Annotated in this window: 17 protein-coding genes; 10 read left to right on the top strand and 7 right to left on the bottom strand. The window is 67.7% G+C overall.

All coding sequences use genetic code 11. The features are described from left to right. Positions 1–69: 69 nt before the first annotated feature. Both D3230_RS11060 and glf read right to left on the bottom strand, forming a co-directional pair. Positions 70–2586 carry a hypothetical protein gene (locus D3230_RS11060; protein WP_202345090.1) on the bottom strand — a complete coding sequence of 839 codons (2517 nt, stop codon included), beginning with the start codon at positions 2584–2586 and terminating at the stop codon, positions 70–72. Between the two features lie 259 nt (positions 2587–2845). Further along, complete coding sequence (gene glf, locus D3230_RS11055; RefSeq protein ID WP_202345089.1) at positions 2846–3985, bottom strand: UDP-galactopyranose mutase; 1140 nt, start codon at positions 3983–3985, stop codon at positions 2846–2848. 52 nt (positions 3986–4037) lie between these two features. Here glf and D3230_RS11050 point away from each other — a divergent pair, with 52 nt between their 5' ends. From D3230_RS11050 to D3230_RS11040, 3 genes are read left to right on the top strand one after another with little or no spacing between them, the layout of a single operon-like run. Next, positions 4038–5639: a class I SAM-dependent methyltransferase gene (locus D3230_RS11050; protein WP_202345088.1), complete on the top strand. Its 1602-nt coding sequence runs from the start codon at positions 4038–4040 to the stop codon at positions 5637–5639. Beyond that, the gene (locus D3230_RS11045; protein ID WP_202345087.1) at positions 5636–5842 is read left to right on the top strand and encodes a DUF6752 domain-containing protein; all 207 of its coding nucleotides are present in this window, start codon (positions 5636–5638) and stop codon (positions 5840–5842) included. Before D3230_RS11050 ends, D3230_RS11045 begins: the two co-directional genes overlap by 4 nt. Before the next feature lie 53 nt (positions 5843–5895). Further along, a complete protein-coding gene (locus D3230_RS11040) occupies positions 5896–6837 on the top strand; it encodes an META domain-containing protein (RefSeq protein ID WP_202345086.1) in 942 nt (313 codons plus the stop codon). Positions 6838–6858: 21 nt separating this feature from the next. Here the strand turns inward: D3230_RS11040 and D3230_RS11035 are convergent, their stop codons facing one another. Continuing rightward, positions 6859–7815, bottom strand: coding sequence for a Gfo/Idh/MocA family protein (locus D3230_RS11035; protein WP_202345085.1), 957 nt, complete (start codon positions 7813–7815; stop codon positions 6859–6861). Positions 7816–7925: 110 nt separating this feature from the next. On the opposite strand from D3230_RS11035, the gene D3230_RS11030 reads away from it, so the two are divergent. Continuing rightward, a complete protein-coding gene (locus D3230_RS11030; protein ID WP_202345084.1) occupies positions 7926–8828 on the top strand; it encodes a transferase in 903 nt (300 codons plus the stop codon). 551 nt (positions 8829–9379) lie between these two features. On the opposite strand, the gene D3230_RS11025 is transcribed toward D3230_RS11030, so the two are convergent. Further along, positions 9380–10054: a GCN5 family acetyltransferase gene (locus D3230_RS11025; RefSeq protein ID WP_202345083.1), complete on the bottom strand. Its 675-nt coding sequence runs from the start codon at positions 10052–10054 to the stop codon at positions 9380–9382. Between the two features lie 175 nt (positions 10055–10229). On the opposite strand from D3230_RS11025, the gene D3230_RS11020 reads away from it, so the two are divergent. Genes D3230_RS11020 through D3230_RS11005 form a run of 4 tightly spaced genes read left to right on the top strand, consistent with a single transcriptional unit; the run spans position 10230 to position 15070 of the window. Beyond that, on the top strand, positions 10230–11477 hold the full coding sequence (locus D3230_RS11020) for a glycosyltransferase (protein ID WP_202345082.1): 1248 nt from the start codon (positions 10230–10232) through the stop codon (positions 11475–11477). Continuing rightward, a complete protein-coding gene (locus D3230_RS11015) occupies positions 11461–12633 on the top strand; it encodes a glycosyltransferase (RefSeq protein WP_202345081.1) in 1173 nt (390 codons plus the stop codon). The genes D3230_RS11020 and D3230_RS11015 overlap by 17 nt, the downstream gene beginning before the upstream one ends. Before the next feature lie 2 nt (positions 12634–12635). Next, entirely contained in the window at positions 12636–13847 is a 1212-nt protein-coding gene (locus tag D3230_RS11010; protein ID WP_202345080.1) for a glycosyltransferase, read from the top strand. Next, complete coding sequence (locus D3230_RS11005; RefSeq protein ID WP_202345079.1) at positions 13844–15070, top strand: glycosyltransferase; 1227 nt, start codon at positions 13844–13846, stop codon at positions 15068–15070. The genes D3230_RS11010 and D3230_RS11005 overlap by 4 nt, the downstream gene beginning before the upstream one ends. A 21-nt stretch (positions 15071–15091) precedes the next feature. Here the strand turns inward: D3230_RS11005 and D3230_RS11000 are convergent, their stop codons facing one another. Beyond that, the gene (locus D3230_RS11000) at positions 15092–16249 is read right to left on the bottom strand and encodes an acyltransferase family protein (protein WP_202345078.1); all 1158 of its coding nucleotides are present in this window, start codon (positions 16247–16249) and stop codon (positions 15092–15094) included. A gap of 91 nt (positions 16250–16340) precedes the next feature. Here D3230_RS11000 and D3230_RS10995 point away from each other — a divergent pair, with 91 nt between their 5' ends. Then, positions 16341–17426 carry a glycosyltransferase family A protein gene (locus D3230_RS10995; protein ID WP_202345077.1) on the top strand — a complete coding sequence of 362 codons (1086 nt, stop codon included), beginning with the start codon at positions 16341–16343 and terminating at the stop codon, positions 17424–17426. 35 nt (positions 17427–17461) lie between these two features. On the opposite strand, the gene D3230_RS10990 is transcribed toward D3230_RS10995, so the two are convergent. Both D3230_RS10990 and D3230_RS10985 read right to left on the bottom strand, forming a co-directional pair. Further along, on the bottom strand, positions 17462–19300 hold the full coding sequence (locus D3230_RS10990; RefSeq protein WP_202345076.1) for an ABC transporter ATP-binding protein: 1839 nt from the start codon (positions 19298–19300) through the stop codon (positions 17462–17464). Between the two features lie 39 nt (positions 19301–19339). Beyond that, on the bottom strand, positions 19340–20452 hold the full coding sequence (locus tag D3230_RS10985) for a DegT/DnrJ/EryC1/StrS family aminotransferase (protein WP_202345075.1): 1113 nt from the start codon (positions 20450–20452) through the stop codon (positions 19340–19342). 58 nt (positions 20453–20510) lie between these two features. On the opposite strand from D3230_RS10985, the gene D3230_RS10980 reads away from it, so the two are divergent. After that, a complete protein-coding gene (locus D3230_RS10980; protein ID WP_202345074.1) occupies positions 20511–21206 on the top strand; it encodes a glycosyltransferase family 2 protein in 696 nt (231 codons plus the stop codon). Positions 21207–21209 lie beyond the last annotated feature (3 nt).

Here is a 21209-nt window from a genome sequence, read left to right as displayed (position 1 = left end):
TTTCCCAGGAATCACCCTACGTGTTCACACCTCTCATTCAGAATTCGCGTGCGTCATTTGTGTCGCTTTTCATCTCTGCAACCGCTGCAGGAACGCCGCCATCGCCTCACGCGACACCCCGGTCTTGGGCAGATACTTCGGCTTCCCGCTCGGCTGCGCGGTCCCCGTCGAGAGCTTCGCCTGCGACATCCAAGCGATCTCCCGATAAAACTTTTGCCCCGGCCGGACATCGCGAAACGGGGACACCTTCGGCGCGCTCACGCGCGGCTGCTCCAAGCGGTAGAGGAACGCCGCCATCGCCTCCCGCGACACATGAGCCTTCGGGTGATATTTCGGCTTGCCGGAAGCCTGCCGGGTGCCTGTCGAGAGTCCGGTCGCGTACATCCAACTGATCTCGCGATAGAACTTGTGCCCCACGGGAACATCCGCGAACGGGGACACCGCCGGGGCGCGGAAGTTCTTCGGTGCCTCCATCCGGTACAGGAACGCCGCCATCGCCTCCCGAGTGACCCGGTCGCTCGGCCGGTACTCTCGCAGGCCGCCACCCACGGCGCTTCCCGTGGAGAGCGCACTCGTGCCCATCCAGGCGATCTCGTCGGCGAACTTGTGGGAGTATGGCACATCGACGAAGGGCATGAAGTCCACCCGCACCTTCGCGGACGTCGCCCCAACGTCGAGGACCACGACGCGCACGGTGCCGTTCCAGGGGATCAGCTGCTTCCCTTTCCGCGCGGTCTGGAACAGCCCGGACACGCCCAACTGCGAGTCACGCACGGACACCACGGTGCTGCCGTAGCGATGCGTGCCATTCAGGTTCCGAACCGGGTCGCCTTTCACGAGCCGCACCCCAGACGCGGTGAAATACTCGCCCCGGGTCTGCCCACTCTCGTAGACGCTGCCCGCTTTCAGCCCCATTCCGGAGTCCTGGCCGCTCATGGCACGGAACTCCACATAGAACTCGCCTCCGGTCGAGCCCGCGATGTTGAGGCCCCGCAGCCCGCCCGAGTTCCCCGTGGGGGCGAGCGTAAACGTTTGTGAGGCTCCGCCCCCGGGTCGCACCGTGCGGACGGCCCCCGATCCCGCAACGCCCAATGCGTCCTGTTGGGCAATGCTCAGCGCTGGCGGCTTCCGGTCGCCACGCCAGGCACCAATGCCCATGACATTGAACGGGTCGCCGTATTCAACGTCAGCGCAGGGTGCTTGGACCACCCCGCCCTGCGTGGGGGAATCCGTCGCGGTTCCCGAACACACCCGAGACTTCCCATGCCCCAGCCCGAGGTTATGCCCGAGCTCGTGCGTCACCATGCCCGTGACCCCCGTGATCGGCAGTCCACCCGCCCGGCGCGCGCCGAGATCGACCCAGATCATGCCGCCGCTGTGCATCACGCCGTAGCTCCCCCACCCGGCGGAGTTCTGGGCGAGCGCGCCGCAGGCGTCATCGACGAACACCACGAGGTGCCTGCCGGAGCCGATATAGCTGTTCGCAGTGCGCCCAAACTGGCGCGCCGCATCATCCCACAGCGCGTCTAGGTGACGGGAGTCACAGCGCATACCGCGGTTCTTCGCAAACTTCTCGCTCCGCTTGACCGCGCCGACCGAGAGACTCGAGACGACCCCCCGGGTCTGTCCGACCCAGTAGTTCCCCGCGTCGCGCACGAGCTGAGACAGCTGCCCGTCCGTGGGATTTCCGCCGCCGGCGTAGAACAGGACGTCCGCCGCATGCGCCTGTGGCTGCAATTCAGTTCCCACTCCGGTGCCGGGGATGATCAGCCCGGCAACGGGCAGTCGTTCCCCACCGGCGCGGGCCTCGCCGAGGGCGGCTTCCAGAATGTCTTCCGCGACGAGCGGCGCGGTGGCCGGGATCGCTGCCGGAGCCGGGGCCGCTGGCGGAGCCGGAGCCGGTGCCGGAGGCTCAACCGGTGTCGGCGCATCGCCGTCCGCGGCACTGAGCGCCTCGGCGACGTCGACGCGCAGCTCCGGCCCGAGTTCGGCCTCGCCCAAGAACCGCTGACCCGTTTCGGCACCGGCGACCTGGCCGGGGGCGAGCGGCAGCACGCTGCCCGCATCCGTAGCGAGAAGGACCTGCGGGGCACTGAGCGCGGTGTCCAGGGGGACCGCGTCTGCGGAGCTCGCTGACCCGGACCATTCCGTGAACGCCGGGGAACTCGGCGTGGGTGCCTCTTCCGCGATCACGATCAGCGTGCCCTCGACCGCGATCCGCTCGGGGATCTGAGACACGTCGATCTCCGCGTCGGTGGGAACCTCCGGAGCCGGCTCCGCTGGCGCGGGGGCGGGCGTGGGCCCGGGGTCCGTGTCCTCGATCGCGCGCCCCGGTTCTTCCGGAGTTTCGGGCACTGCACCGTCGGGGGGAGTGCCGTCGGGAGTGGTGCCGTCGGGCACGACCTCATCGTCGGGCTGGGGCGCGAGCTCGGCACCGGGGTCGAGCTCTCCTGGTTCGCCGAGTTCCGGGGCCACCACGTCGGGAGCATCGACCACGGCCTCGGGCGATAGCTCCGAGCCGAGCTCGTGATCCACCACCGTCTGCTCCCCGGCGGGATATCCGCCGCGGGCCTGTACAGCGAGCACTGGGTTGACCCCTCCGAACACCAGAATCACTCCGAGCGCACTGCCAGTCGCAGTTCTGAGAACGAGGTGCATCGGATACCCCCTGACCAGCGCTGGCACGATATGCGGCCAGCATAATTCCTGATCAGGGGGTTGTGTAGTCTCCCAAACCGGTCGAGAACCGGCTACACTTCGCCCGGTGTTTCCGACGCCGGATACCCGGACGCCCGCCGGTCACCTCAGGTGACCGGCGGGCGTGTGCGAGCAGAGCGGCGCGCGGTTAGAGCAGCTCCTGCAGCTTGTTGGTGTACATCGACAGCGCCGAGCCAATGGCCATGTGCATGTCCAGGTACTGGTAGGTCCCGAGGCGGCCACCGAAGAGGACGCGGTCTTCACCGTTCGTGAGCTCGCGGTATTTCAGCAGTCGCTCGCGATCCTCCGGCGTATTCACCGGGTAGTACGGCTCATCGTCACGCGACGCGAAGCGGGAGAACTCGCGCATGATCACGGTCTTGTCGTTCGGGTAGTCGCGCTCCGGGTGGAAGTGGCGGAACTCGTGGATGCGCGTGTACGGCACGTCGGATCCGGCGTAGTTCATCACGCTGGTGCCCTGGAAATCGCCCGTCGGCAGCACTTCCTGCTCGAAGTCGAGCGTGCGCCAGCCGAGCTCCCCCTCGGCGTAGTCGAAGTAGCGGTCCACCGGCCCGGTGTAGACGACGGGAACGGTGCCCACCATGGCGCGCTTGTTCAGCGGCTGCGACTCGTCGAAGAAGTCCGTGTCGAGGCGCACCTCGATGTTCGGGTGATCCGCCATCTTCTCGAGCCACGCGGTGTAGCCCTCGGTCGGCAGCCCCTCGTGGGTGTCGTTGAAGTAGCGGTTGTCGTAGGTGTAGCGCACGGGGAGCCGGCTGATCACCTCGGCGGGCAGCTCCGTCGTCGGCGTCTGCCACTGCTTCGAGGTGTAGTCGCGGATGAACGCCTCGTAGAGCGGGCGGCCGATCAGCGAGATCCCCTTCTCCTCGAGGTTCTGCGCGGACTTCGTGTCGAACTCGGCAGCCTGCTCCGCGATCAGGGCACGCGCCGCGTCCGGGCCGTGCGCGGAACGGAAGAACTGGTTGATCGTGCCGAGGTTGATCGGCAGCGGGTAGACCTCGCCCTCGAAGTTCGAGTACACCTTGTGAACGTAGTTCGTGAAGCTCGTGAAGCGGTTCACGTACTCCCACACCGTCTCGTTCGAGGTGTGGAACAGGTGCGCGCCATAGCGGTGCACCTCGATCCCGGTCTCCGGGTCCGCCTCGGAGTAGGCGTTGCCGCCGATGTGCGAGCGGCGGTCGATCACGACCACCTTCTTGCCGGCGCTCGCGGCGCGCTCGGCAATCGTGAGCCCGAAGAAACCTGATCCAACAACGAGAAGATCCATGAGGATAAGCATAGGCCGTTAGACTGTCTCCATCCGTACGGACCCCTTCACCATGCAGCCATTCGTCACGCCGAGCGCACTCGCGCTCCCTTCCTTGCCGCCGGGCACGGTATCAATCGACCTCCGATTCGACGGCCAGCGCGTGTGGTCGATCGACGTGCGGTCCCGCCCCAGCGATGCCCTGCGTTTTCCGTGGCCGGCGGCACTGCTGCCGTATCTCGTCGGCAGCACGCGGCTCAGCGTTCACGATTCCGCGACGGGCTCTGAGCTCGGCTCAGTGGAGGTCGAGTTTAGCGATGCACCGACGCGTGTGAGCGTGGTCGACGCTTCAGGCACCCCGCTGGTCGTCAATAAGTGGGGACGGCTCGGCACCGCCCTCGAAACCATGGGTGCCGCCGCCCAACGGAGGATCATCGACCGTGCCGCGAGCATCGTGTCGGAGCTCACCACCCTCGGCCTCCGCCCGTTCATTGTCGGTGGCACGCTCCTCGGAGCGGTCCGCAGCGGGGCGCTGCTCCCCCACGACGACGACGCGGATATCGCGTACTTGTCCGAATATACAAGCCCGGTCGACGTGGCCCGCGAGGGATTTCGCGTGGGGGCACAACTCACGGCAGCCGGGCACGAAATCCGCCGTCACAGCGCCACGCACCTCCAGCTCCTCTTCCGCGATGCGTCCGGCGAGATCGTGCACTACATCGATGTCTTTTCCGCATTTTTCACCGCGGACGGCAAGATCAACCAGCCATTCCACGTGCGTGGGAACATGCGCGAGAACCAGATTCTCCCGTTTCGGGCCGTGGACATCGACGGCACGATGTTTCCCGCCCCTGCGGACCCGGCGCACTGGCTCACCATCAACTACGACGCGAACTGGCGCACCCCCATTCCCGGCTACGTCCTCGAGACGCCGCCGGAGACCCGCCGCCGTTTCGATAACTGGTTCGGGGCGTTCAACCTGCACCGCGAGTATTGGGACGAGCACTTCGCAGATCCAGAGCGACCCGAGCCCGCGGGCCGCGCCTGGGACCTCGGCGCAGCATGGATCCTCGACCAGCAACACGAGCTGCACGCTCGCCAAGTGATCGATCTCGGGTGCGGCGATGGCGCGCTGTCACACGCGCTCGCAGCCCGCGAGCCCACGCGTCGAGTCCTTGGACTCGACTACTGCGATCGCGCGCTCGCCCGGGCGGAATCGCGAGGAACCGCTTTCCCTGATTCAGCGGACCGCGTCTCGTTCCGGCACGCGAACCTGTACCGACTCACCTCGCTCAGTGTGCCTCAGGAGGCGGGCTTCGCCGGGGCATTCGACGTGGTCGCAAACCACGTGCTTGAGCAGATCGGCGATCACGGGCGCGAGCACGCCTGGCGCCTCATCCGAATGGCTGTGCGCAGCGGAGGTAGCGCACGCTTCACCTTCCACGCGCATCACGCCGCGGACGTTCGGTTCGAGGATCCAAGCGGCTGGCACCTCGAGCAACACGCACTGGAGCGCGAGGCGGCACGGTTCGGGCTCTCGCTCGCTTTCACCACGCTCGCGCGCGCCACCGGCACGGTCCCGGGCCGCCGTCCCACCGGAGTTACCGTCACCCTCGCCGATTCCCCGGCCACGCGGGGTCTTGCACCCGACTTCTCCCAAAGGAGCGCACCATGACCGAGCACGTCAGCACCCCCGGCCGCATCGCCGGCGCACTCCGACGCCGTCTGCCCGGCGGCCGGGTCCGTCGTCTCACGGCAGAGCTGCAGCACGAACGGCAGCGCATTTCGCAGCTGGAGGCGGAACTCGATGAGCTCCGCCGAGACAACCTCCGCGTCGCGGAGCTGCTGGACCTGGTCGAAGAACGACTCACGCCCTAGGCTGAGACCCCAAGCAGGTCCACATGGACCAGCGCTCATCGGGGAGGCCACTCATGTCCACGATGCGTCACGTCGTCGGGATGCTCGGTGCCGGCCTGCTCGCGTTTGCCGGTGTGCTCACCGCATATGCGTACTCGCTCCCGCTCACGGGTCCCGGCGCTGCACACACAACGCAGATGTCACCGGCGAAATCTGGGCCAGTCGTCCCAGCGCCACCATCGACCGCACCAGAACGCGAGGACGAGGGCGAGCGGGTTCCGGGGCGCGAGCTCGTCGGCCGCTGGGTCTCGGAAAGCCCGACGAACCCCTCGGCATTCCTGGAGTTCTCGGAGCACGGACTGTGGTTCGCCTCCGACGGCTGCAATCAGGGTGATGGCTGGTGGCGGATCGGGCCGGACGGCGAGTTCGACGCCTCCGGCGGCGCGATGACCGAAATCGGGTGCAGCAACGACGTCACGATCACGGCGCTCGTGACGGTGCGGGATGCGGAGGCCGCCGAGGACCTCCTGGTGCTCACCGACGCCGCCGGCGACGCAGCCCGGTTCACGCGGGTCGACGATCAGGCGATCACGCTCACCGGTCGCTGGATCGGACCGGGCGGGCCCGACGCCTCCACGTTCGTCACGTTCGCCGCGGACGGCACCTGGACGGCGACCACGGACTGCACGGAATCCCGCGGCACCTGGGAGCTCGGCCCGATGCCGGTCGACCGAGTGCCGCAGCCGGTCGGCACGGCTCCGGCCATCCCTGCGGCGTCCGCCCCGGGACTGCTCCGCGTGGGATCTGTCGCCACGAATGCGACGGCGGGCTGCGCCGAAGCTGCGCCGGAGTCGATGGGGCCGTTCAGCCCCGACGCCGACTACGCCTTCGGCTTCCGCCTCGGCGGTGCGGACGCGCTCGAATCGTTCCTCGTGACGGAGCTGGGCACCGAAGCTGCGCCGGATCTGCCACCCGCCACCCGCGAGTTCACCCGCTACGCGGTGGCCGCGGGCTGATCCGGCGTTCGCTCCGGCGGGTTACGCCTTTGCGGCGAGGGCGGCGGCGATGATGCGGTGCGCGGGGAGGATGCTGCGGCGTTCCTCATCCTGGTCGACCCGACCCCCCACGAGGTCGACGAAGTGCTCGAACTGCGCGGCGAGCGGCTCGAGGCCGGAGACCTCGGGCACCTCCATCTCGGTCATCTGCTTGAACCCTGCGCGACCGTCGGTGCTCTCGATGTTCGCGTGCCGGTACTTCGTCACGCTGCGCAGCAGCAGGTCCACCTCGACCATGGAGTTCAGCGACTGGATGGTGAGCTTGCGCACCTTGCGCTGCCCGACCCTGCTGGCCGAGGCCGAGGCGATCCCGTTCCCGGGGAAACGCAGCGTCATGTCGATCACGTCTTCCGCGCCCTCCACGGACTCGGGATGGAAGAAGCCCAGCTCGGCGCTCACCGAGGTCGGCGAGGCCGAACCGAAAAGCCGCGACACGAGGTCGGCGTCGTGCACGAGCATGTCCCACGCCACACCGGTCTTGATACGGGCCCAGTACGGCGAGTGCCGCTCGGCGCGCACGTAGACGGGCTCCTCGATCAGCGACTGCGCGGCGATCACGCCAGCGTTATAGCGTTCCAGGAAACCGCACTGCACGGGAACACCGCGCTGCTCGGCCGTCGCGAGGATCTCCTCGGTCTGCTCCAGCGACGGGCAGATCGGCTTCTCGATCAGTACAGGCAGGCCCGCGTCGAGCACCTGGCGCGCGATGTCGTAGTGGTACTCGGTGGAAGCGGCAACCACCACGGCGTCGGCGTGCTTCAGCGCGGCCTCGGCCTCGGGGTACCATTCGCCCCCGTAGAGGTCCGTGGCGGCGCGGCCGTTCTGCTCGAACGGGTCAACGATGCCGACCAGATTGGCGCGTGAGGAGGACGAAATGATCCGGGCGTGGTTGCGCCCCATCGTTCCGGCACCGAAGAGCACGATATTCGGATTGGCCATGATTCTCCTCCAACGTCGCGAGCGATTTGGTCCCGGGGCTTCGAGACAAACCTGTCCCAGTGTACGGGGTGCTTGCTTATCCCCCACTGCGCGAGGCTAGGGTGGTGGGCATGACGGACCTCACCGCACGCACCCTGGCCGACGAGTTCACCGCGGAACTGCTCGGCGCAGACCTCCGCATCTCGGTTCCCGCCCCCCTGCTCGACGCGAATGCCGACACGCTCACCTTCGTGGGCGACGTCGAGCGCTACGCCGCCGGGCTGACCGCGGCACTTGAGGTCGGCGCGGTCGTGTTCGCGCCGACCGGCGTGGAGCTGCCGGCCCCGGGGCGCGGGGCGATCATCCCCGTGGAGAACCCCCGCGCCGCATTTGGCCAGACCGTGGCCCGGCACTTCGCCCCCCGCGTTGCCCCCGGCATCGCCGCAACCGCGATCGTGCACGAGACCGCGATCGTGCACGAGACCGCGCACATCGGCGAGTTCACCGTGATCCGGGAAGGGGCGATGGTCGAGGCGCACGCGGAGATCCGCGATCACGTCGTGATCGGCCGCAACGTCGTCGTCGGCCCGCACGCGCTCGTGAAGAGCCAGGCCGTGGTGGGCGAAGAGGGTTTCGGGATCGAGAAGGACGCCAACGGGAACAACTTCCACGTGCCCCACATCGGTTCGGTGCGGCTCGGCGCGCACAGCGAGGTCGGCAACTTCACCACGGTCTGCTCGGGCACGATCGCGCCGACCGTGGTCGGCGACTACACGAAGATCGACGACCACGTCCACGTGGCGCACAACTGCCGGATCGGGCGCAACGTGATCATCACGGCGTGCGCCGAAATCTCCGGCAGTGTGGTGATCGAAGACGACGTCTGGATCGGGCCGAACGCTTCCGTGATCCAGGGCCTCACGCTCGGCAAGGACTCTCTGCTCGGGATCGGGGCCGTGGCGCTGAAGTCGATCCCCGAGAACGAGGTGCGCGTCGGCAACCCGGCGAAGCGCCTGGGCGACAACAAGAAGTAGCGAACGCCCGCCCCGGGCGTCTCGTGAGCGCCCTCGGGCGTCTCGCACCGTTCCGGGTGCCTCGCACGATGCGGGTGTCTCACGCGCGGATGGGCTGCGCCATCGGGCGGCGTCCGAGGTCCGCGAATGGGTGTCGGGGGTGAATCGGGTGAGGGGTGTTTCGCGAGCGTTTCCCGCACCCAGGCTCCGCGGATCCGGCGAGTACCCGTGCCACGGGGTGAGGTCGGGCGCACCCATTCACCAACGACTCGGAGATTCACGAACGCGCAGGAGATTTCGAGCCGGATCCGGCACCCGGCCCGTGAATCTCCGCGGTATGCGTGTCCACCCGGCACAGGGGTCGCCGCGCGACGCCGCAGTACGGTGCCCCCGCGCAATGCTGCAGTACGCTGCCCCTGCGCAACGCCGCAGCGCTGAGGACGCGGCACGATCCAAGCCTCGGACCCAACGCCCTGTACCCCGGGCACCAGCTTCACGGCCGTTCTGCGCGAACCAAGCAGACTGAGTGCGCGCGGGTGGACGCCTCGGCCCTCAGCTCGGGAAGACCGTGACTAGTAGTTTTCGGCCGGGACCTTCTCGAACCACCAGAACGGGTGCGTGAGCACCTGCATCAGGGGCTCCTTGCCGACCCACATGCCGAAGTGGCCCTCGCGCCAGCGGCCGCTCGAGTCGCTCAGGTACTTCATGTGCGGCATCATGAAGCGTTCCTCGTAGGCGTGGTACGCAACGGTGTCGCTCCACTTCTCGCGCAGCGCATTCGCAAATTCCATGCCGCCCATGCGCGCGGGCTCGTGCGAGCTGAAGCCGCCGAGGGGCCGACCGACCGCGGCCTCGAATACTGCGCGCTGGCGCTCGGCCCACTCCCAGTTGTCGCCGCCGAGCCAGTCCGAGAGCCCGCCTTCCAGGTGCAACTGGACCTCGTGTCCGAGCCCCTCCATCTCCTGGATGAACTGCAGCGACTGCAGGCTCATGAGGTTGTAGCCGCGGGCGTGCACCCGGAGGAAGAACGTCGAGGTGCAGCCAGCTTCGGCGTCGACGCGCGCCACCCGCATTGCCTGCTCGATGGTGTTATCGATGTCGTGGCGCAGCACCAGGTGCTGCGTCTGCGGTGCTGCGAGATACTCCTGGAATCCCGTCACCGCGTACCCGGCGTCGCGATAGGCGCGCAGCGTGTCCGAGTAGGACTTCAGCGAGTAGTCGTACGTTTCAGTAGCGGAAGAGGTCATGCTGGTCTGCCGTTCAAGTCGCGGCCAGCGCGTGCCGGCAATGGGTCTGACAAGAGAACACAATGTGCCCCATGCTACGGGAGACGTCACCCCACGCGCACACCCGGGCCGCGCAGGCACCCCGCGCTAAGATTGCACGCATGGCAGCACCGAACCGCGCGGGAACCCGCACCCTGTGAACCGCAATCGCCTGCCCGCGTGGGTGAACCGCGGGATCGACCGGCTCGCCGACGCCCCGATGAGCCCGCTCGGCCGGATCGCCGCGCGGCGGCTCGGGGCGCCTGCCCCGCACGGCACGATCCCCGCGACCGAGTTCGGGGCCGCTGCCACCCGCGTCCTCATCGCCCCCGTGAACTATTCGGGTCAGGGCACCGCCTGGGCTCGCGCGCTTGAATCGGCGGATCCTCAGATCTCCGCCCGGAACATGGCGATCGAGGTGCCGGGAGGCTTTGCCTTCGACGCGGACCTCGTCGTTCCGGTCGGCACGTACCACAACGACCCGGACTGGCAGCAGCGGCAGTTCGCCGCTGCGGCGAGCGCGACTCACGTCCTCATCGAGGCCGAGGAACCCCCGTTCGGGAGGCTCATGGGCCGCTCGGTGACGGCGCAGGCCGCAGCCCTCGAGGATCAGGGGGTGAGTGTCGCGTACCTCGCGCACGGCACCGACGCGCGCCTCCCGTCCCGGCACATCGCGGGAAATCCGCTCTCGTACTACTCCGACGAGGCCGTCTACCTTCCCCGGGCCGAACAACTCGCAGCGCGCAACATCGCGCTCGTCACTGACAGCGGTCGACCCGCGTTCGTCTCGACGCCTGACCTTTTGGTCGACCTGCCGCACGCGCGCTGGTGCCCGGTCGTGGTGGACCCCGAACGCTGGGCGGCCCCGGCTCGCGGCCAACGCGCGGCCGGCTCGCCGTTGCGGGTGGTCCATGCCCCCTCGGTGGCAGCCTACAAGGGCACCGCGATGGTGATGCCGGTGCTCGAGCGATTGCAGGCTGAAGGGCTGATCGAGTTCACGCTGATCCAGGGTGTCCCCTCCGCGGACATGCCCGGAGTGTTCGCCGCAGCGGACGTCATGCTGGATCAGTTCCGTGCCGGGTCGTACGGGGTCGCTGCGTGCGAGGCCATGGCCGCCGGATGCCTCGCGATCGGGCAGGTATCTGCACAGGTTCGAGACGCGGTGCTCGCGGCAAGCGGCCTCGAACTTCCCGTGCTCGAGGCCACCCCCGACACCCTCGAACAGGTGCTCCGCGATCTCGCAGCGCTGCCGTCCATGACCGCGCACTCCGCGCGCGGTGTCGACTTTGTCCGAGCAGTCCACGACGGCCGCATGTCAGCCCGCGCACTCCGCGAGCATTGGCTCCAGGCACCCGACACGTCTTCCGACGACCGAAAGGACCCCGTCAGTGCACCCAGCAGCTGAACGACTCTGGAATCTCGCTCCGAAGCCAGCGCAGGATGCCATTGCCTCCGGTGTCGATCGACTCCGGGGTGTTGTTCCTCCGGCGCCCCCGCTCCCCGATCCGTCACGCCCCATCCGCCTCCTCGTGGGGCCCGTGAACTATGCCGGGCAGGGGTTTCGCTGGTCGCGTGCCGTCGAGGAGACCGGCCGGGTATCCGCCCGGAACTATGTCCACGAGGCAAACAATCCGCTCGGCTACGCGGCGGACTACACCGTGACCTGGCGCACCGCCGAGCACTCCCGCGCCTGGCAGAAATCGATGCTCACCACGCTCTCCGAGCACTACACGCATGTCCTCATTGAGGCGTGCTTCCCGATCCTCGGCGGCCGGTACTCGGGCGATATGTACCGGCAGGCCGCCGAGCTCCAGGATGCGGGGCTCAAGCTCGCAATCGTGGGGCATGGGACCGACGTGCGTCTCCCGTCGCGGCATGCTGACCTGCACGAGTGGTCGTACTTTCACAACGACGAATGGGTGGCTCCCGAACTCGTGGAAAAGGTCGTCGAGAAGAACCTCAAGCTCATCGCTGATCTCGACGTCCCCACGTTTGTCTCGACTGCCGGGCTGCTCCTCGATCTCCCGAACTCCCATTTCCTCGGGGTGATCATCGATCCCGAGAAGTGGCGCAACTCCGAGCCGCTGCTCGTGCGTGATCGCCTCAAGGTCGTGCACGCCCCCACGAATCCGATTCCCAAGGGAACCACGCTGATCGCGCCCACCGTGCAGCGGCTGCACGACGAAGAACTCATCGACTACGTTGAGCTCCGCGGCGTCCCGAATGATCAGATGCCGGCGGTGTTTGCGGACGCCGACGTTGTTCTGGATCAGTTCCGCGCCGCAGACTACGGCGTCGCCGCCTGCGAGACGATGGCGTCGGGCCGGATCGTGCTCGCACATGTGAGTCAGCAGGTGCGGGATGCGGTCGAGAAGGAGGCGGGGATGCCGCTTCCGATCCCGGAAACCACCCCGGACACCGTTGAGGCTCGCCTGCGCGATATCGCCGAGCGGCGTGACCACTACCGGGAGATCGCCGCGCAGGGGCCGGAGTTTGTGCGTCGCCTCCACAGCGGTGCCTTCTCCCGGGATGTCTTGATGCGGCACTTCCTGGACGCGTAACCATGCGTATTGTCATCGCCACTCGCATCTACCGGCCCGAACCGTCCGCGGCATCGTTTTTTCTCGGGTCGGTCTCGGACGCCCTCACGGCGGCCGGGCACGAGGTCGAGGTTCTCACCGCGAAGCCGCTGCCCGGGCAGGGTGAGGCCTCGCGCGGGGAGCGCGTCGCGACCTTCCCGGTGCTGCGGGACGCGAACGGGTATGTCCGCGGCTACGTGCAGTACATGAGCTTCGATATTCCGCTCGCGGTTCGCCTCCTGTTCGCCCGCCGCCCCGCAGCCGTGTTTGTCGAGCCGCCGCCCACCACGGGTGCCGTGGTCCGCGTCATCTGCGCGCTGCGCCGGATCCCCTATGTCTATGACGCGGCCGATATCTGGTCGGATGCCGCGGGTCAGGCAACCGACTCCGGTCTCGTGGTGCGCGTGCTGCGGTGGATCGAACGCTTCGCGATGCGCGGGGCCGCGGAACTCGTCACGATCTCGCAGGGCGTGGTCGATCGCGTCCGCGATCTGGGGGTCACCACGCCGGTGGACGTCACCGGGTTCGGGGCCGACACCTCAGTGTTCGGGTATCGCGAGGTTCCCACGGAGCGGCTGTTCATTTACGCGGGCACCTACACCGGGCTGCACGGTGCCGACATCCTCATCGACGCCTTCGCCCAGTTTTCCGACACGCACCCCGGCTATCGGCTGCGGTTCATCGGGAACGGCACGGAGCAGGAGGCGATGCGGGCCCGCGCCGAGTCGCTCGGGGTCGGCGCGCGCGTGGAGTTCGCCGATCCGGTGCCCGCGGCGGAGCTCAGCCCGCAGTTGTCGCGCGCCGTCGCGAGCCTCGCGACCCTGAAGCCCGGAGGTGGCTACGAGTACGCCTTCACGTCGAAGGCCTACTCGTCCCTCGCCGCGGGATGCCCGGTGATCTTCGCAGGGCCCGGCCCCACGGCACCGTTTCTCACCGAGGCCGCGCAGACGGTGCCCGTGGGCCACGTCGCGGAGTACTCCGCCGAGGCCATCGCGCACGCGCTGCGGCATGCCGCGGACGCGCCGCTCTCCCCCGCCGAGCGGCAGCGGGTCGCCGAATGGACGGCGACGCACCACTCGATGCGCGCCGTTGCCGAGCGGGTCGCCGCGCGCATCACCGCGGTCGGCTCCGCGGGCCGGCGCCGAGGAGGATCCGGCCGGTCTGGGCGGTCTCCCCAGAAAGGCACCACCGTATGACTGAGTTCTTCTCTCGCCTCGCCGGGTGGGCGGTGGCGCACCGGTCGAAGCTCCCCCAGTGGGCGCAGCGCCTCATGGAGTCCGCCGCCCGAAACCCGGACGGCCTGGTGGGTCGGCTCAGTGCACGGCTCATGGGCTCGGGCGGTGAGGCACCGCACACCGCCGTCCCGGACACGGATATCCGCGTGTATATCGCCCCCACCAACTACGCCGGGCAGGGCTACCTCTGGGCGCGGGCGCTGGAACGCTCGGACCCGAGCATCGGTGCCCGCAATATGGCGATCGATCTCCCCGGTGGCTACGCCTTCCCAGCCGATACGCTCGTGCCCATTGCGGCCGTGAACGCCTCGGCGGACTGGGCGGAGGCCGAGTGGACGTCCGTCAGCAAGTTCACGCACGTGCTGGTCGAGGCCGAACGCCCCATGTTCGGAAAGCGGTGGGGACGCGACCTCGAAGCGGAAGTCGCCGCGCTCGAGGCCGCGGGAATCTCCGTGGCGTTCCTCGGTCACGGCACCGACGTGCGCGACCCGGACCGGCACATGAGCCTCACCGAATGGTCTCCCTTCGCGGAAGACCCCCGGACGCCGGTGCTCCGCCGCGATGCCCAGGCGAACCTGGCGCTCCTCGAGCGGCTTCGTCGCCCCACCTTTATTTCCACACCCGATCTTGCCGCGGATCTCCCCTGGGCGATCTGGTGCCCGGTCGTCGTGGACACCGCGCGCTTCGCCCCCACGAGGCCCGCGTTCGAGGGCGATCGGGTCCGCGTGATTCATGCCTCGAGCAACCCACTCCAGAAGGGCAGCGACCGGATCGAGCCGGCGCTCGCACCGCTGATCGCCGCGGGTGCGCTCGACTACGAGCTCATCACGGCCACCCCGGCCTCGGAGATGCCCACGGTGTTTGCCGGCGCGGATATCGTGCTTGACCAGTTCCGGGTCGGCTCCTACGGGGTTGCCGCGGCTGAAGCAATGGCGTCTGGGCGGGTCGTCGTGGGGCATGTGCTCCCCAGCGTGCGGGAGCGCATTCTTCGAGATACCGGACGTGAACTCCCCATCGTTGAGGCCACCCCGGACACGCTCCACGATGTGGTGGCTGGCCTCATCGCAGATCCGGCAGCCGCTCGGCGTGCCGCAGCCGCGGGGCCCGGCTACGTGGCAGCCGTGCACTCGGGTGCGATGAGCGCCGCCGCGCTACGAGATCACTGGATCACGCGACAGGCCTAGCTCGCCGCGGGAAACACCGCGTCAGCCGACGATCCGCTGGCGGTCCTGAGGGGCAGGCACCCGGTGCCGCCGCTGATCCTTCGCGTCCTTCCAGCGGCGCATCCGCCGTTCCAGCGGGCGTTCGACCCCGGCGTGCAGCGCCCAGGCCAGCACGAGGTCGACCACCAGGACTGCCGCGAACCACGCCAGGTTGCGCCAGCTCGCCTCCTGATAACCGAAGATCCGCAGCGCAAGATAGATCACGGTTGCGTGCACGAGATAGAACGCAAACGACCACTCGCCCAGCTTGACCTGCCAGCGCGTCTCAAAGAGGAAGCGGCGGCCGCTCAGGGAATACGACGTCAACGCGACGATCGCGAGGCCCACGGCAACCGTGAAGAACTCGTTTCCGAACACGGCGAAGCGCGCCAGCCACGGGGAGAGCGGGGCGAGCACAATCCCCGCAACGACCACTCCAAGCGCCGCGACGCCCAGCACAGGGTGCAGCGCGGGCCGCCATCCCAAGCGCATCGCCCAGGCGAGGGCCATCCCGAGCAGGAACTCGGGCACGCGTGTGATCGGCATAGGTACCTGCACCAACCAGGATTCGGGCCAGATCACCACGCCGAGGCGGTAGGCGAACGCCCAGGCAATCGCTCCGAACGCGAGCCACAGGGCCCCGCGGCGTGCGAGCGGCGTCAGGATTCGAGAGATCCACGGGTGCAGCGCGTAGAAGAGCGCTTCCACGGTCAGCGTCCACGCGGCGGGGTTCCCCGAGAACAGGATGCCCGGATTTGCCCACCAGCCTTGCAGGAGCACCACGGACAGCATGAGGATCCCGAAGTCGAACGGCTTGAGGAAGCTCCCCTCGGGAATCGTACTGAGGGTGTAGAAGACGGGAATCGCGAAGAGCAGCGCCACGATGTGGGCCGGCCAGATGCGAGCGAAGCGGCGCCAATAGAAGGTGGACGTCGACACCCCCGGTCGCATCGACCAGGTCAGCACGAAGCCAGACAGCACAAAGAAGAACGTGACGCCGAGGTACCCCTCATCGAAGAGCTTCGTGATCGGCCCCGGGAGCGGCGCAAACACCCGCATGTGGAACAGGAACACGAGGAACGCCGCCCACCACCGGAGTCCGGTCAGCGAGTCGAGTCGTGGTGTGGGCTCGGCAAGTGTCGCTGAGACGGAGCGTGTCACGTGGGTCCAATCTGGGATCTTCGGCAGCAACTAGGATACCTGAGCCTTCGGGCCCCGCCGCTCATGATGCGCTGCACGGTATCATCGACCCATGCTCGTACCCCGCGTAGATGTCACGATCGCAGTCCATTCCGCTTCCCGCCCCATCGCACGCGCCGCGGCCTCTGTCCTCGATCACACCGCCGCTCCGGTACGCGTGAACGTGGTCGCTCACAATATTGATCCTGAGATCATCCGCGCAAATCTGGGTAGCTACGCCGCCGACCCGCGACTTCGGGTGCTGGATCTGCAGGACGGAATCCCCTCCCCCGCCGGACCGATGAACTACGGCTTTGCCCAGTCCACAGCCCCATTCATTTCGGTAATGGGTTCGGACGATGAGCTGGCACCGGGAGCCATCGACTCTTGGCTTGCGCTCCAGGAAGAGACCGGGGCCGAGGCGATCATCGCGAAGATTCGACTCGCGGATGGCCGCACCGACCCCTACCCGCCCGTCCGAAATGGTCGCCGCACGCGCCAGTTGGACGGCCGCCGCGACCGACTCGCCTATCGGAGCGCACCACTCGGCCTGATTGACCGCGAGCGTTTCGGCGACCTCCGACTCACCGAGGGCTTGCCGTCCGGCGAAGATCTGGCGTATTCGCTGACCCTGTGGTTTACCGGGCGAAATATCGCATACGACCTGGACGGCCCGGCCTACATCATCAACGCGGATGCGAGTGACCGAGTCACCTCAGCACCTCGACCGCTGGCGCAAGACTTCGCGTTCCTCGACGAGATCTCGGAGTTTCCCTGGTTTCAGAATGCCCGTCGGCGAGACCGCGTCGCCATCGTGGTGAAGCTGATCCGGATTCACGTCTTCGACGCCATTCTGGCGCGTATCCGGACGCCCGAAGATCTGGCGACGAATCGCTCCGACATCCTGGCGCTGCTTGACCGCTTTGAGCAGCTGGCACCCGGCGCACTGGCGCTCCTGTCCCTCGCCGACCGCCGCGTCCTCGATCACCTTCGCGCGGCCGACAGCACTCCGGACAGCATCATGAGTGGGCTCGAAGCGCGGCACGCGTACTTGTCGGTCCCGACGCTGCTCACGCGCAACCCGTTCCGGGTGCTCGCCGCGCAAGCGCCCTTCCGCACCCTGTTCGCCGGCTTCCGGATCATGAACGGAAACCGCTGATCCTATCCGGTGAGGACCGGACCAGCGGTTTCTCGCTAGCGGCTCGCTGAGCTCGCGTCGTTCGGCGGGGCCTGGTCGGCGGGCCCCAGCACCGAAGCCAGGCCCGCGAGGGCCACCTGCTCGCCAAACGCGGGATGCGCGCGCGCCACCTCAGCGAACGTTCCCTGCGCCACAATGACGCCGTCATCGAGGTAGCACACCCGGTCGTAGTCCTTGATGGTGGAGAGCCGGTGCGCGACGGAGATCAGCGTCACCTCGCCCTGCAGGCTCCGGATCGACTTGGTCACCTCGTCTTCGGTCTTCGTGTCGAGTGACGACGTCGACTCGTCGAGGACCAATACCAGCGGGTCGGTGTAGAGCGCCCGGGCAATGCCGAGCCGCTGCTGCTGTCCACCGGAGAGTGACACCCCGCGCTCGCCGATCCGCTCGTGGATTCCGCCGGCACGGGAGTCAATCAGCGTTCCCAGCTGCGCGCGGCGCAGCGCGTGCTCAACGCGCGCCGGATCCAGATCGTCGCCCCAGGTCAGGGCCACATTCTGCGCGATTGTCCCGTCGAAGAGCGCAACGCGCTGCGGCACGTACCCCACGCGCCCCCGCCACTGCCGCAGGACCGAGCGGAGCGGCTCGCCGTCGATCTCGATCACGCCCGCGGACGGCTGGCTCAAGCCGAGCAGCAGGTCAATGAGCGTCGACTTCCCCGCACCCGACGGGCCCACGATTCCCACGGAACTCCCGAAGGGGATCTCCAGCGACATCCCCCGAATCACGTCGTCTTCGGCAGTGGGGTAGCGGAAGCGGACGTCCCGCAGACTGAGTTGGACAGGCTGCTCGGCCAGCTCCGCGGTATCCGCCGGTGCCTGCGAGGTCTTCATGTCGCGCTCTGCCGCGATCATGTCGCCGACGACGTCCTGTGCGCCAGGCGTGCTCGCTGTGGCTTGCACGATCCCACCCTGCAATCCCGTGAGCGCGGGGATCAAACGGATTCCCGTCATGGCAAACAGGGCTACCGAGCTGAGCCCCGCCGCCATTCCGCCCTGCCAGACCGCGACGCCACCAATGAGGATCACTCCCCCGAACAGTGCCGCTTCGTAGGCGAAGCCAGGCAGGATCCCCAGGAACGCCCCGTTGGCGCGGGCGCGCACGCTGTGCCGTCGGTTCGCGGTCACCAGTTCGGCCACCTCACCGAGCCGATTCCGCAGGCTCAGCTCCTTGAGCGCATCGATCATTTCCGTCATGAGGTTCGCAACCCGGTACCCGTAGTACAGATTGACCTGGCCCGCCTCGAGCGCCCGTTTCGTCACGACAAAGTGCACGAGCAGCATGACCAGGGACAGGTACACGAACGCAATCGCCGAGGTCAGTGGATCAGCGACGACCAGCACTCCGAGCACGAGCACAAAGGTGAAGAAGGAGCTCGGAAGCCGCATAATCGGCAGCACGAAGCCCGCCATCGTGTTCGCGATCCCGGCATCGGCGATTCGCGTAATCTCGGCGACCGAGCGCTTCGCGCGTTCTTCCCAGCTGGAGTTGATGTAGGCCCTGAACAGCCGATCACCGATCTCCAGCTCGTACTTCGCAAAGCGCCGCGTAGCAAACCACTGCAGCATCACGTTGAGCACGGACTTCAGGATCATGAGCAGCAACGCGATGAGCACAAACAAGGGTGCCGATTCCGGCGGCACCGTACCGATCACGGGCAACGTGATCGAGCTGCCGGTGAGCGCGGGGCCGATCACGATTGCGAGCAGCGCCATCCCGATCGCATCCAGCGAGGTGATGAGGCTGGTCGCGACCATGTATCCCACGAAGTAGCGCTGCGCCCCCTTCGGGAGGAGCGGCAGGAGCTGTCGGAGAACTGACCAGATTTCTTTCATAGTGCCGTGAGGCCCCGCGCTCTCGGGCGGTGCCCGAGCCTACGCTCCCGCCCGCAGCACGGCGGTGACGCCGGCGATAATGCGGTCCAGATCCCCCGCGCTCAGCGACGGGTGCACGGGAAGCGAGAGCACCTCGGACGCGGCCTTCTCGGTCTCGGGCAGCTCGAGGCCCGGAGCAAAGGGCGCGAGCGAGGGCAGCCGGTGGTTCGGGATCGGGTAGTAGACGCCGGATCCCACATTGTGCTCGGCCTTCAGCGCGTCGCGCAGGCGATCGCGTTCCGCCGCGTCCACGCGGATCGTGTACTGGTGGTACACGTGAACGGCCTCCGGTGCGACAAACGGGGTGGTGACGCCGGCGACACCCGCGAGCCCCGCCGTCAGCGCTGCCGCGTTGGCCTGGCGCTGCGCGGTCCACGCGTCAACCTTGGTGAGCTGCACGCGACCGATCGCGGCGTGCACGTCCGTCATGCGCGCGTTGTAGCCGATGACCTCGTTCGCGTACTGGGTCTCCATGCCCTGGTTGCGGAGCAGGCGCACGTTGCGCGCGATGTCCTCCGTGGCGCAGGTCACCATGCCACCCTCGCCCGAGGTCATGTTCTTCGTCGGGTAGAGGCTGAACATCGCGAAGTCGCCCAGGGTACCCACGGGGCGGCCGTTCCAGGAGGCCCCGTGTGCCTGCGCGGCGTCCTCGTAGATCGCGAGGCCGTGTTCCTCGGCGATGGCGTTGATCTGGTCGACCAGGTACGGGTGCCCGTACAGGTGCACCGGCATGATGCCCTTGGTCTTCGAGGTGATCGCCGCGCGGACCGAGGCCGGGTCGAGCGTGAACGTCTGCGGATCGATATCCGCGAACACCGGCGTCGCCCCGGTCAGCGCGACCGAGTTCCCCGTCGCGGCGAAGGTGAAGGACGGGACGATGACCTCGTCGCCCGCCCCGACGCCGGCGGCCAGCAGCCCGAGGTGCTGGCCGCTCGTCCCCGAGTTCACTGCGACCGTGGCGCGCCCGTTCACGAAGTGTTCAGCGAACTCGGACTCGAACGCGGCGACCTCGGGGCCCTGCGCGATCATGCCGGAGCGCAGCACGCGGTCGACCGCCGCGCGCTCGTCGTCGCCGATGATCGGCTTGGCCGGGGGAATGAACTCTGCTGACATACGGGAACACCTTCCGTGGGCACGGGTATGCCCAACATTCATCTGTCAGAATACCTGTATGACCTCCGAATCCGCGGCAGCAGCCGTCTCCGCTGCCGACACCTGGGTCGTGATCCCGCTCTATAACGAGGCGACCGTGATCGCCGGAGTGATCCGCGACCTCCTGGCTCAGTTCCCCCACATCGTCTGTATCGACGACGGTTCGCGGGACGGTTCCGGGGAGATCGCACGCCAGGCGGGTGCCCGCGTCGTCACGCACCCCATCAACTTGGGGCAGGGTGCGGCACTCCAGACCGGCTTCGAATACGCGCTCGAGCGCGGTGCCGAGTTCGTGGTCACCTTCGACGCAGACGGCCAGCACCGGGTCGAGGACGCCGCGGCCATGCTGCGCCGGGCCCGCGCGGAGGACCTCGCGATCGTGTTCGGCTCCCGCTTTCTCGACGACCGAACCAACCCGGGTTTCCTGAAGAAGGTCGTGCTCAAGACCGCGGTGGCGGTGACCAACGTCACGACCCGGACCAAGCTCACCGATGCGCACAACGGCCTGCGGGTCATCCGTGCGGATGCGCTCCGGCAGATCAAGCTCCGCCAGGACCGCATGGCCCACGGAACGGAGATCGTGGTGCAGCTGGGCCGCACCGGCCTGCCGTACGCGGAACACCCCGTAGAGGTGATCTACTCGGAGTACTCGAAGGCAAAGGGCCAGTCCCTGCTGAACTCCGTGAACATCCTCGTGGACCTGATCATCCGGTAGGGA

Source organism: Leucobacter chromiireducens subsp. solipictus (assembly GCF_016758195.1).
In the GTDB taxonomy this organism is placed as follows: domain Bacteria; phylum Actinomycetota; class Actinomycetes; order Actinomycetales; family Microbacteriaceae; genus Leucobacter; species Leucobacter solipictus.
The sequence above is the reverse complement of the archived record's forward strand: the minus strand, read 5'-3'. Positions and strand labels throughout refer to the sequence as shown.

What these genes read in the sequence shown, in the direction of transcription:
- D3230_RS11045 (WP_202345087.1), top strand. Translation starts at nt 5,636, where the DNA reads ATGACCGAGCACGTCAGCACCCCCGGCCGCATCGCCGGCGCACTCCGA.
- D3230_RS11010 (WP_202345080.1), top strand. Translation starts at nt 12,636, where the DNA reads ATGCGTATTGTCATCGCCACTCGCATCTACCGGCCCGAACCGTCCGCG.
- D3230_RS10995 (WP_202345077.1), top strand. Translation starts at nt 16,341, where the DNA reads ATGCTCGTACCCCGCGTAGATGTCACGATCGCAGTCCATTCCGCTTCC.
- D3230_RS11005 (WP_202345079.1), top strand. Translation starts at nt 13,844, where the DNA reads ATGACTGAGTTCTTCTCTCGCCTCGCCGGGTGGGCGGTGGCGCACCGG.
- D3230_RS11050 (WP_202345088.1), top strand. Translation starts at nt 4,038, where the DNA reads ATGCAGCCATTCGTCACGCCGAGCGCACTCGCGCTCCCTTCCTTGCCG.
- D3230_RS11040 (WP_202345086.1), top strand. Translation starts at nt 5,896, where the DNA reads ATGTCCACGATGCGTCACGTCGTCGGGATGCTCGGTGCCGGCCTGCTC.
- glf (WP_202345089.1), bottom strand. Translation starts at nt 3,985, where the DNA reads ATGGATCTTCTCGTTGTTGGATCAGGTTTCTTCGGGCTCACGATTGCC.
- D3230_RS11030 (WP_202345084.1), top strand. Translation starts at nt 7,926, where the DNA reads ATGACGGACCTCACCGCACGCACCCTGGCCGACGAGTTCACCGCGGAA.
- D3230_RS11025 (WP_202345083.1), bottom strand. Translation starts at nt 10,054, where the DNA reads ATGACCTCTTCCGCTACTGAAACGTACGACTACTCGCTGAAGTCCTAC.
- D3230_RS11035 (WP_202345085.1), bottom strand. Translation starts at nt 7,815, where the DNA reads ATGGCCAATCCGAATATCGTGCTCTTCGGTGCCGGAACGATGGGGCGC.
- D3230_RS10990 (WP_202345076.1), bottom strand. Translation starts at nt 19,300, where the DNA reads ATGAAAGAAATCTGGTCAGTTCTCCGACAGCTCCTGCCGCTCCTCCCG.
- D3230_RS10985 (WP_202345075.1), bottom strand. Translation starts at nt 20,452, where the DNA reads ATGTCAGCAGAGTTCATTCCCCCGGCCAAGCCGATCATCGGCGACGAC.
- D3230_RS10980 (WP_202345074.1), top strand. Translation starts at nt 20,511, where the DNA reads ATGACCTCCGAATCCGCGGCAGCAGCCGTCTCCGCTGCCGACACCTGG.